This window comes from Nocardioides sp., from assembly GCF_036493135.1.
Taxonomy (GTDB): domain Bacteria; phylum Actinomycetota; class Actinomycetes; order Propionibacteriales; family Nocardioidaceae; genus Nocardioides.
In genome coordinates this window covers 1-9,195 of record NZ_DASXQG010000026.1, presented here as the reverse complement: position 1 = coordinate 9,195, position 9,195 = coordinate 1, and the positions used below count along the sequence as shown (strand labels likewise).

The 9,195-nt window shown below is 69.8% G+C and carries 12 protein-coding genes and 2 pseudogenes; 11 read left to right on the top strand and 3 right to left on the bottom strand.

Annotated features, from left to right (window positions below; genetic code table 11):
• The 3 genes from VGJ24_RS04145 to VGJ24_RS04135 form a co-directional block, all read left to right on the top strand.
• Window positions 1-458: ester cyclase (locus VGJ24_RS04145; RefSeq protein WP_331499228.1), on the top strand; the 458-nt coding region annotated here is incomplete at its 5' end.
• Window positions 455-1,147: a hypothetical protein gene (locus VGJ24_RS04140; RefSeq protein WP_331499227.1), complete on the top strand. Its 693-nt coding sequence runs from the start codon at window positions 455-457 to the stop codon at window positions 1,145-1,147. The genes VGJ24_RS04145 and VGJ24_RS04140, both read left to right, overlap by 4 nt.
• Before the next feature lie 289 nt (window positions 1,148-1,436).
• Window positions 1,437-1,994, top strand: a complete 558-nt coding sequence (locus VGJ24_RS04135; RefSeq protein WP_331499226.1) for a dihydrofolate reductase family protein — start codon at window positions 1,437-1,439, stop codon at window positions 1,992-1,994.
• Between the two features lie 102 nt (window positions 1,995-2,096).
• Here the strand turns inward: VGJ24_RS04135 and VGJ24_RS19595 are convergent.
• Together VGJ24_RS19595 and VGJ24_RS04130 are read right to left on the bottom strand one after the other, a co-directional pair.
• A pseudogene (locus tag VGJ24_RS19595) lies at window positions 2,097-2,312 on the bottom strand (GNAT family N-acetyltransferase); the annotation flags it as partial.
• 147 nt (window positions 2,313-2,459) lie between these two features.
• The gene (locus VGJ24_RS04130) at window positions 2,460-2,951 is read right to left on the bottom strand and encodes a MarR family winged helix-turn-helix transcriptional regulator (protein ID WP_331499225.1); all 492 of its coding nucleotides are present in this window, start codon (window positions 2,949-2,951) and stop codon (window positions 2,460-2,462) included.
• 91 nt (window positions 2,952-3,042) lie between these two features.
• Between VGJ24_RS04130 and VGJ24_RS04125 the strand changes: the two genes are divergently transcribed.
• The 6 genes and pseudogenes from VGJ24_RS04125 to VGJ24_RS04100 all read left to right on the top strand — a co-directional run bounded on the left by VGJ24_RS04125 (window position 3,043) and on the right by VGJ24_RS04100 (window position 6,117).
• Window positions 3,043-3,618, top strand: a complete 576-nt coding sequence (locus VGJ24_RS04125) for an NADPH-dependent F420 reductase (RefSeq protein WP_331499224.1) — start codon at window positions 3,043-3,045, stop codon at window positions 3,616-3,618.
• Between the two features lie 37 nt (window positions 3,619-3,655).
• Entirely contained in the window at window positions 3,656-4,165 is a 510-nt protein-coding gene (locus VGJ24_RS04120; RefSeq protein WP_331499223.1) for a VOC family protein, read from the top strand.
• A complete protein-coding gene (locus VGJ24_RS04115) occupies window positions 4,134-4,781 on the top strand; it encodes a serine esterase (RefSeq protein ID WP_331499229.1) in 648 nt (215 codons plus the stop codon). The genes VGJ24_RS04120 and VGJ24_RS04115 overlap by 32 nt, the downstream gene beginning before the upstream one ends.
• 54 nt (window positions 4,782-4,835) lie before the next feature.
• A pseudogene (locus tag VGJ24_RS04110) lies at window positions 4,836-5,555 on the top strand (alpha/beta fold hydrolase); the annotation flags it as partial.
• Between the two features lie 18 nt (window positions 5,556-5,573).
• Entirely contained in the window at window positions 5,574-5,804 is a 231-nt protein-coding gene (locus VGJ24_RS04105; RefSeq protein ID WP_331499222.1) for a hypothetical protein, read from the top strand.
• Window positions 5,788-6,117, top strand: a complete 330-nt coding sequence (locus VGJ24_RS04100; protein ID WP_331499221.1) for a hypothetical protein — start codon at window positions 5,788-5,790, stop codon at window positions 6,115-6,117. Before VGJ24_RS04105 ends, VGJ24_RS04100 begins: the two co-directional genes overlap by 17 nt.
• 9 nt (window positions 6,118-6,126) lie before the next feature.
• Here VGJ24_RS04100 and VGJ24_RS04095 read toward each other — a convergent pair whose 3' ends face one another.
• Window positions 6,127-7,425, bottom strand: a complete 1,299-nt coding sequence (locus VGJ24_RS04095) for an FAD-dependent oxidoreductase (RefSeq protein ID WP_331499220.1) — start codon at window positions 7,423-7,425, stop codon at window positions 6,127-6,129.
• 292 nt (window positions 7,426-7,717) lie between these two features.
• Between VGJ24_RS04095 and VGJ24_RS04090 the strand changes: the two genes are divergently transcribed.
• Complete coding sequence (locus VGJ24_RS04090) at window positions 7,718-8,638, top strand: sulfotransferase (RefSeq protein WP_331499219.1); 921 nt, start codon at window positions 7,718-7,720, stop codon at window positions 8,636-8,638.
• Between the two features lie 118 nt (window positions 8,639-8,756).
• On the top strand, window positions 8,757-9,195 hold a 439-nt coding region (locus VGJ24_RS04085), incomplete at its 3' end, for a response regulator transcription factor (protein ID WP_331499218.1).

Here is a 9,195-nt window from a genome sequence, read left to right as displayed (position 1 = left end):
CAAGTCATGAGGGAGTCTGCCAAGGCAGTCGTCGAGCAATGGTTTGCAGCATTCAACACCGGTCAGGTCGGGGCGTACGACGAGATCCACGCGAGGACTGTCGCAACCACGCGCCGGCGCCGTTCGACACCTCCCAGTGGCCGATCGAAGGGAGGCTCTTCGGTCCGGACGAGATCGCCGTCACCGTGACCTGGCTGCGCGCCAACCTGCCGGACCTGCACGTCACGATCGAGCACCTCCTCGCCGATGGAGACCAGGCGGTCGCCTGGATTCGCTCAACCGGCACTCCCACCGGCCGTGGCCCGCTACCTCCCACCGGCCGGACCGTCGACTTCGCCCAGGCACACCGCTTCCGGCTCAGGGACGGCAAAGTGGTCGAGCACTGGGCGGTGCGTGACGATCTGCGATCCATGCTCCAGGCCGGTGCCCTCACACCGCCGGGAAGTGGGGAGGAATGAGTTCCCGCTGGCGTCACTGGCCCGCCGCCGTCGCCGCGACGTACTGCATCCTGGTGATCGGTGGGCTCGTCATCGCGCCGGCGCCACCAGCCATCGACTCCACACCCATGGGCGTCAGCAACTACTACCGCGGCGAGTCCGACTCCATCCGAACCGTGGTGTGGCTCATCGCAGTCTCGCTCCTTCCCCTCGCGGTCCTGATGTCCACCGTGCGGGAGCGGCTGGCCGGCATCGGGCGCGACGTGTTCCTGCTGGGAGTCGCTAGCTTCATGGCGGCGACTACGATCGAGCTGTGGTTCGACGCCGGCCTCTCCGCCCATGCCGGGACCACGCCGCCGGACACGCTCACAGTCCTGGCCGGCATCGCCGCCTACTTCACACCCACCCTCACCGTCGCCGACCTGCTGATGGCCGTCCCCGTGGCGATGGCCGCGCTCAGGATCCGCATCTTCCCGCGTTGGTACGGCTACCTGAGCATCGCCTTCGCGATCGAGCAGGCGGTCGAGACCCTGACCATCACCGGAAGGCACGGCTTCGCGGCCGCCGGAGGAACCATGAACTACACCCTGGGAGCGGGTCTCTTCCTCATCTGGGTCGCGGCCACCGGCTTCGCGTGCACGTCCGCGCCGCCGCTCTCTGCCCGGGTCTCGTCGCCCGGCAGCCGCATCGAAGCAGGACCGCTCTCCTGACCGAGGAGTAGTCCACGACGGGGTCCCGTTCCGTCGTACGTCGCGCCCACCGCCGCCTTCTCACAGGGTCCCAACGCCGCGTCTGAGCCAGACCCTCGGGCTCGGCCCGCCCGTTCGCACGCTCACCGTGAGCGGCGGACGCGCTCTTCCCCACGAACACCGTGCCGAGGGGGGCTCAGTGGACATGGCTGTTGCCGACCGCGTAGGCAGCAGTTGCCGCGGAGGAGGAGCCGATCGCAGACGCCAGACATCCGCGAACGATGCGATTGCATGGCTCTACGCTCGCCGGATGGGACTCTTGACCTTCAGCATCAACGTCACCCTGGACGGCTGCGTCGACCACCAAGAGGGAATCGCTGACGACGAGACACACGCCTTCTTCACCCGCCTCATGGACGAGGGCGGCGCGATGCTGTGGGGCCGCGTCACCTACGAGATGATGGAGAGCTACTGGCCGGCAGTCGCCCGCGGCGACGAGGAGGCGCCGCCGGCGATACGAGAGTGGGCGGTCAAGCTGGAGGCCAAGCCGAAGTACGTCGTGTCGTCGACGCGAACGGACTTCTCGTGGACCAACAGCCATCACATCACCGGCGACTTGCACACGGGCGTGAAAGAGCTCAAGGACGTGACCCCGGCCGGCGTTCTCCTCGGTAGCGGCAAGCTCGCGACCGAGCTGGATCGGCTGGATCTGATCGACGAGTACCAGTTCCTCGTCCACCCCAGGATCGCCGGCCACGGCCCGACCCTCTACCAGAGCGGGCTGCCCAGCACGCGACGGCTCGATCTGCTCTCGGCGAAACCGCTCCACAACGGCGCGGTCGCGATGCACTACCGACGCGCGCGCTGACTCAGAGCAGCCCATCGGCCTCGGAATCTCGCCATCCGTCGCGCAGTCGAACCGAATGCCGCAAGGTGCCCTCGAAGGCGAACCCACAACCCGCCGCAGCACAGACCCCGAAGCAACGTTGCGCGGGTCGCAGGTCCCCTGCACCCGTTCCACAGCAGAGTCAGCAAAAGAGAGACCTGTGAGCCAACAAGCGATCTGCGTCCCCAACCCACGGCCCCAATAGTCAACGTGAACCGAGTAGCCGATCTGCGCACACGTCGTCGAAGGGCGCTTGATACCTCCCATGCCGACAACGCCCACACTGGGCGCCTCGGCCACCCACACCGGTGCCTCACCAACCTCTCACGAGTCGTTCCCGTCAGTGTGACCGAAACGGATCAGTGCGGTGAGGACGCACCGTGCACGTGGAGACCGGGTGATCGGCGCGAAGCTCGCGGAGTGGGTGACCGGGCAGTCCGGGACCCGCTACTTGCTGTCGGGGTCGTACAACCCGGTCATGCGTCCGTTCGGATCGAGTCGCTCCAGCAGTGCATCTCCGATGCCGCGCAGCTGCTCCAGCTGTCGGGGCGTGAGCGCGTCCAGGACGTTGCGGCGCACGGTGTTGACGTGTCCGGGAGCGGCGGCGACAACGGCGTCCCAGCCCGCCTGGGTGAGCCTGGCGTTGGTGGCGCGACCGTCCTCGGGGCATGGGTGACGCTCCACCAGCCCCCGATCCTCGAGGCGTCGTACGACGTGCGAGAGCCGTGGCAGCGTGGCGTTGGAGCGCTGGGCCAGGGACGTCATCCGCAGCGTGCGCTCCGGCGCCTCCGACAACATCGCGAGGACGAAGTACTCGAAGTGCGTCAGCGCCGACTCTGAACGCAACTGGGCGTCGAGCACGCCGGGGAGCAGCTCGACGACCGCCACCAGTCGCAGCCACGCCGCCCGCTCGTCCGAGCTCAGCCATTCAGGTTCCATGCACACAGCCTAGCCTTTAGTTGACGGAACAACTAAAACGTGTAGAGTGTTAGTTGAAACGACAACCAAATCACTCATCTAGGAGCACCCCATGACGAACCTCTCCATCCTCGGCACCGGCAACATGGGCCAGGCCATCGCCTCCATCGCAGCCAAGGGCGGGCACAGCGTTCAGCAGCTCGGTGAGAACGACGTCGACACCGCGGTGACCGGCGACATCGTCGTCCTCGCCGTCCCCTACCCGGCGGTCAGCAACGTCATCGCCCAGCGTGGTGAGCAGCTCGCCGGCAAGATCGTCGTCGACATCACCAACCCGCTGAACTTCGAGACTTTCGACTCCCTCGTCGTGCCCGCCGACAGCTCGTCGGCGGCCGAGATCGCCGCCGCGCTGCCCAGCTCACGCGTGCTGAAGGCGTTCAACACCACCTTCGCGGGCACCCTGGCCGCCGGCACCGTCGGCCCGATGAGCACTACGGTGCTGATCGCCGGCGACGACACGGACGCCAAGTCCACCCTGGCGGGCATCGTGACCTCCGGCGGGCTCAACGCGATCGACGCCGGCTCCCTGAAGCGGGCCCGCGAGCTCGAGGCCGTCGGCTTCCTGCAGCTCACCCTGGCCGCCAACGAGAAGGTCTCCTGGACCGGCGGCTTCGGCGTCGTCGCCTGACCCTCTCCACATCACATCCCAAGAAAGGAAGCGCACCATGACCGTCAACGCCGTCCGTCTCAACCACGCCGTGCTCTTCGTGGCCGACCTGGAGCGGAGCGTCTCGTTCTACTCCGAGGCGTTCGGCATGACGGTCATGGCGCGGGAGCCTCGCGCGAACGCCGCGTTCCTGCGGCTGCCCCGATCGGGCAACCACCACGACCTCGGCCTCTTCGGAGTCGGCGCGCAGTCACCGCGTCCGCGCGGCGCCCTGGGCCTCTACCACCTCGCTTGGCAGGTGGACACGATCGAGGAGCTCGAGCAGGCGCGGCTCACGCTGGCCGACCTCGACGCCTTCACCGGCGAGTCCAGCCACGGTGCGACCAAGAGCGTCTACGGCAAGGACCCGGACGGAAACGAGTTCGAGGTGATGTGGATGCTGCCCAAGGCCTACTGGGGCGACTACGAGAACGCCGCCCCCGTCGACCGGCTCGACCTCCCCGAAGAGGTACGCCGGTGGGCCGGGGTCGGCACCGCTGCCGAGCTCGTTCCGGTGCACGTCTCATGACCACGGACACGTTCCCGCCGCCCGTCGTCGCGACTCGGAGGCGCCGCTCGTCGTGCTGCTGCACGGCCGCGGATCGACGGAGCGCGAGATCCTCGACGTGGCCGCGCACCTGCCGGCCGGACCGGAGTACGCCGCGGTCCGGGCCCCGATCGCGGAGGGTGGTGGCTACGCCTGGTTCGCCAACCGCGGCATCGGACGCCCGGTCGCCGGCTCCCTGCGCGCCACCATGGACTGGTTCCGCACCTGGCTGGACGAGGCCGCCCCGGCGGAACGGCCGGTCATCCTCGTCGGGTTCAGCGGCGGCGCCGCCTTTGCGGGTGGTCTGGTGCTCGACGACCCCACGCGGTACGCCGGCGCGGCCATCCTCTACGGCACCCTCCCCTTCGACGCCGGCCTCGCCACGGGCCCCGGACGGCTGGCCAACCTGCCCGTGTTCGTGGCCCAGGGCGAGGACGACAACGTCATCCCCCGCGAGCTGCTCGACCGGACCTGGGACTACCTGCTGTCCGAGTCCGGCGCCACCACCCTCGCGCAACGTCAGCCCGGCGGCCACCAGCTCACCGCCCCCGTCGTCCGTCACCTCGGCGACTGGATCGCCACCGGCTCGCCTAGGTAGCGGAGCACGGCGCCGCCCCGGCCGGCCCGCCGGGACAGCCGGCATGGCGTCGACCAGCTCGGCATCGGTCTGACCGACAAGGCCGCCGGCGGGTACGACTCGGCCACCCTCGCCAGGGACCTCGCCGCCCTGATGACCCAGCTCGGCCACGAGCGTTTCGGGGTTGTTGGGCACGACACCGGGATGGTGATCTCCTACGCGCTGGCCGCCGACCATCGTGACCGGGTCACCAGCCTCGCCGTGGCCGAGGTTCCGGGCCCGCCCGGAGTGCAGCCGGACCCCACACAGCCGCCACCCCCGCCGATGTTCGTCCCCGAGTTCTTGAACAACAAGCTCTGGCGCCTCCCGTTCAACCGGGTCAACGACGAGCTGATCGTCGACATGGTCAAGAGCAACGCGGACGCCTACTTCCGCTACGAGTACTCCATCCAAGGCGGTGGCGCGACACTGCCGGAGTACGCCATCAACTATTACGTCCGCCTGTACACCCGCGACCGGGACACCCTGAGAGCCAGCTTCGGGCTCTACCGCGCCTGGGACACCCACCTGGGCCAGAACGTGGAACGCCAGAAGAGCAAGCTGACCATCCCGGTGCTCGGGATCGGCGGAGTGAACAGCTGGGCCGAGCACGTCGCCGACGGGATGCGTCCCGCCGCCCCAGGCGTGCAGACCGCGGTCATCCCGGGCGCCGGCCACTGGGTCGCCGAGCAGGCGCCAGGCGCAATGCTCGACACCTTGACCGCGTTCTTGGCGTCGTCTCGGATCACCTCCTGATCCGACCGGCAAGGGCGGATGGCCGCACCCGCCATCCACGACGGCGCCGTCCGGCGCGCCCGGTCGGGATGGCCCGGCGAGCTCGTGCTGTGCGTGCCGGAACGCGAGGCCGATCGAGACCAGCCGCTGCTGGGCGCCGTGGTGCAGGTCGCGTTCCAGGCGCTTCCGCTCCTCGTCGGCGACGAGCCCGAATTCGTTTGCCGGGGCGCGGGCGCGCTGAGACGCTCGCGCCATGACGAGCGCCGTTGACCCACCGTTCGACCAGCTCCTGGCGACGGCCGAGGCAGTGGCCCGGGAACGGCCCGAGGTGGACCTGGAGCTGGCGCGTGAGGTGTTCCTCGAGGCGGCGACCCTGCTCCACAACGGCCTCGCCCTGGACGGTCTTGACGATCACGACGCGAGTGCCGTGGTCGCCGGTCTGTGCATCGACCTCTGTGCGGGCGATCCCGGCGCAGCGGTGCGGTCACGCTCCCGGGCGGTGTTGGAGAGCCCCGGGGATCTACACGACCCGGAGACGGTGTCCGGCGCCTACCTCGTCGCCGCCGCGATCCTGCAGCTGTGAGCTCGGGCGTCAGCCCAGCACGCTGCTCGGTGAGTCGCCCGAAGCGGTACGCAAGCGCGAGAACGTGCCCAGGTCGATCGTGTGTCCCGTGCGTGGGAGGCGCAGCTGCACGGGGTCACGGTCGTGGTCGTGCCCGTCGCGCACCGCGGCGATGAGGGTGGCCATCAGCCGGCCCACGAGGGGCGCGTTCTTGAACTGGTTACCACTCGTGCCGATCGCGACGAAGTAGCCGGGTGCGCCGGTGCGGTCGTAGATGGGCGTCCAGTCGTCGGCGACGTCGTACACGCCGACGACGCCGCTGGGCCGGCTCGGCACCCGCAGGTCGGGCATCCGGCGTGCGGCACGCGTGACCTGGGTCCGGAAGCCGGCCGCCGTCGGACGGGGGTCGACCGCGTCCGGGTCGTCGACCCACTCCAGCGGGTCGCACTCGGGCTCGATCCCGCCCACGAGCAGATGGCCGTCGCCGGCCGGACGGAGGTAGGTCCCGAGATCGACGTCGGCGAGCGCGACGGCCGCGTCACCGGCGTACTCCCTGGGTGCCGCGACCTGGTGCACCTCCTGCCGCATCGGCCGTGTCGAGACGCGGAAGTCGACCTCGACCCCGGCGAGGGCGTTGATGCGGCCCGACCACGGCCCCGCGGCGTTCACGACCACCTCGGCCACGAGATCACCATCGGGGGTCCCCACGCGCCAACCGGGCTCCTCGCGGCTCAGCGCGGTGACCGTCCGCCGAAGGAGGTAGCGGGCACCGTGCGCCTCGGCCGCAGTAGCGAGGTTCGCGGCAGCGAGCTGCGGGTCGTCGACGTACCCGGCCTCCGGTGTCCAGAGCCCGTCGACCTCGCCGTGCGCCGGTGCGAGGAACTCGTCCGAGTCGACCGGTCGGGGTGGGCCGAAGGCGCCGGGATCGAGTGCCGGGGCGCGGCGGGAGATGTCGTCGGCGGTCCAGCGCTCCCAGGACACCCCCGCGCGATCGAAGAGCCCGGTGGTCTGTGCGAAGCGCGCCGAGTCGGCGGGCACGACCAGCATCCCCGTACGCCGGAAGGTCGCCGGCACGGCTCCTCCTCGCCCACCGAGGTGACCCTGCCAGTCGCGCCAGGCATGCAGGGACTCCCAGGCAAGCGCCACGCCGGCCCACGTGGAGTAGTTGAAGCGGACGATCGCGCTGGAGGCACTGGTCGAGCCGTGCCCGACGCCGCCGGCCTTGTCGACGACCACGACCCGATGTCCGTCGCGGGACAGCTCGAAGGCGATCGAGGAGCCGATGACCCCGGCTCCGATCACGACGACGTCGGCTGGGCGATCGGTCACGGAAGACATCCAACCCCACGGCGGTGCCTCCGGGGTTCGTCGGCGCACTCGTCGAGTGAACCGGTTGTCCACGAACTGCTCGCCCCCGAGTGAGGACGTGTCGATGCGGGAGCAGCCCGGGACGGCACGGCCGCACGGAGCGCCGCCGCCGCCCGATAGGCGTCCTCGGGCCTTCATCGTCAGTTCATGTTCCGTGGTTAGCCTCCGCCGACAAGCCGGCGCACGGACCTCTCGGTCCGTACTTCGAGGGGGCGGAGTGGCAGCATCGACCAGACCGGTCACTGTCTTGTCCGTGGTGGGCGCTGGGCGCAGTGGCACCACGGTGCTCGCCAGCATCCTCGGCGAGGTGCCGGGGTGTGCCAGCGCGGGCGAGATCCGTTGGCTTTGGGAGCGTGGGGTTCTCGACGGGCGACCGTGCGGATGCGGCGAGAAGCCGGCCACGTGCCCGGTGTGGTCGAAGGTGATCGAGGCCTGCCTCTCGACGCCCGGCCCGGACGGCGTACTGCCGACCGTGCAGTCGATCGTCGCCGCACAGCAGCGGCTCGACGAGACGCGGCACCGCCTGCGAGTGCTGCGCGGCGCTGGGGGAGGCGATGAAGACCCGGCCCTGCGCCTGGTCCGCCACGTGACCGGCCTGGTCGTGCGCAGCTTCGCGGAGGCGAGTGGCGCCGGCGTCGTCATCGACACCTCCAAGCGACCACTGGATGCGGCCGTGATGGCGCAGGTCCCGGGCATCGACCACTACGTGCTGCACATGCTCCGCGATCCTCGGGCCGTGGCCCACTCGTGGCGGCGCGCCAAGTCCTTCTCGGTCGGCGAGGAGACCCGCACGATGGGTACTCGCAAGCTGCCCGCGACGGTACGACGCTGGGTCGCCAACGCCCTCGGCACCGAGGCGGTGCATCGTCACGTGTCGCCCGACCACTGGAAGCGGCTGCGGTACGAGGACTTCTGCGCCCAGCCGGTCGAGTCGATGGACGAGTTGCTCTCGATGATGGGCGTGCCCGGTCGGCCGCCCTTCGAGGACGCCGGCACCGTGCGACTGCGGCCCAACCACATCGTCGCCGGCAACCCGAGCCGGTTCACGGTCGGCTCGGTGCGCATCCGGGTCGACGAGGAGTGGAAGACGGCCATGAGCCGTCGCGACCGAATGCTGGTGACGACCAGTACGTGGCCGCTCCTCCACCGCTACGGCTACCCTTGGCGGGCCTGACACGGCGGGTGGGTTCTCGGCCCGAGGGCGTCCCGGCGGGCCCGGCTACGATCACAGCCTCCGCGCTGAGCCTCCAGCAACCAGAGGACGGCCCCAGTCGGCACGGAAAGGTGCTCCGATGCGAGTCCTTGTCGCCGAGGACGACGCCCGGCTCGCCGAAGTCCTCGAGCAGTCCCTGACCGAAGCAGGGTGGACCGTCGTACTCCACCACGACGGCGGTGACGCGTTCCATGCGGCCACCGACGCCGATGCGCTCAACGCGCAGCCGGTCGACGTCCTCCTTCTGGACTGGATGCTGCCGACGATGGACGGCCTGACGGTGTGCCGTCGGATGCGGTCCCTCGGCATCAACACGCCGGTGCTGATGCTCACCGCCCGCAGCACGACCCAGGACCTCGTCGCCGGACTGGAAGGCGGTGCCGACGACTACCTCAAGAAGCCCTATGAGCTCGAGGAGCTGTTGTCGCGCCTGCGGGCTCTCTATCGCCGGAGCCGCACCGATCCCGACCAGCCGTCGGTGATCGTCGGCGACCTCACCCTTGACCCGGTCGCGCACC

Bases quoted from the DNA above. Each gene is read 5' to 3' on its own strand.
- VGJ24_RS04140 (WP_331499227.1), top strand. From the start codon at position 455: ATGAGTTCCCGCTGGCGTCACTGGCCCGCCGCCGTCGCCGCGACGTAC.
- VGJ24_RS04135 (WP_331499226.1), top strand. From the start codon at position 1,437: ATGGGACTCTTGACCTTCAGCATCAACGTCACCCTGGACGGCTGCGTC.
- VGJ24_RS04130 (WP_331499225.1), bottom strand. From the start codon at position 2,951: ATGGAACCTGAATGGCTGAGCTCGGACGAGCGGGCGGCGTGGCTGCGA.
- VGJ24_RS04125 (WP_331499224.1), top strand. From the start codon at position 3,043: ATGACGAACCTCTCCATCCTCGGCACCGGCAACATGGGCCAGGCCATC.
- VGJ24_RS04120 (WP_331499223.1), top strand. From the start codon at position 3,656: ATGACCGTCAACGCCGTCCGTCTCAACCACGCCGTGCTCTTCGTGGCC.
- VGJ24_RS04105 (WP_331499222.1), top strand. From the start codon at position 5,574: ATGGCCGCACCCGCCATCCACGACGGCGCCGTCCGGCGCGCCCGGTCG.
- VGJ24_RS04100 (WP_331499221.1), top strand. From the start codon at position 5,788: ATGACGAGCGCCGTTGACCCACCGTTCGACCAGCTCCTGGCGACGGCC.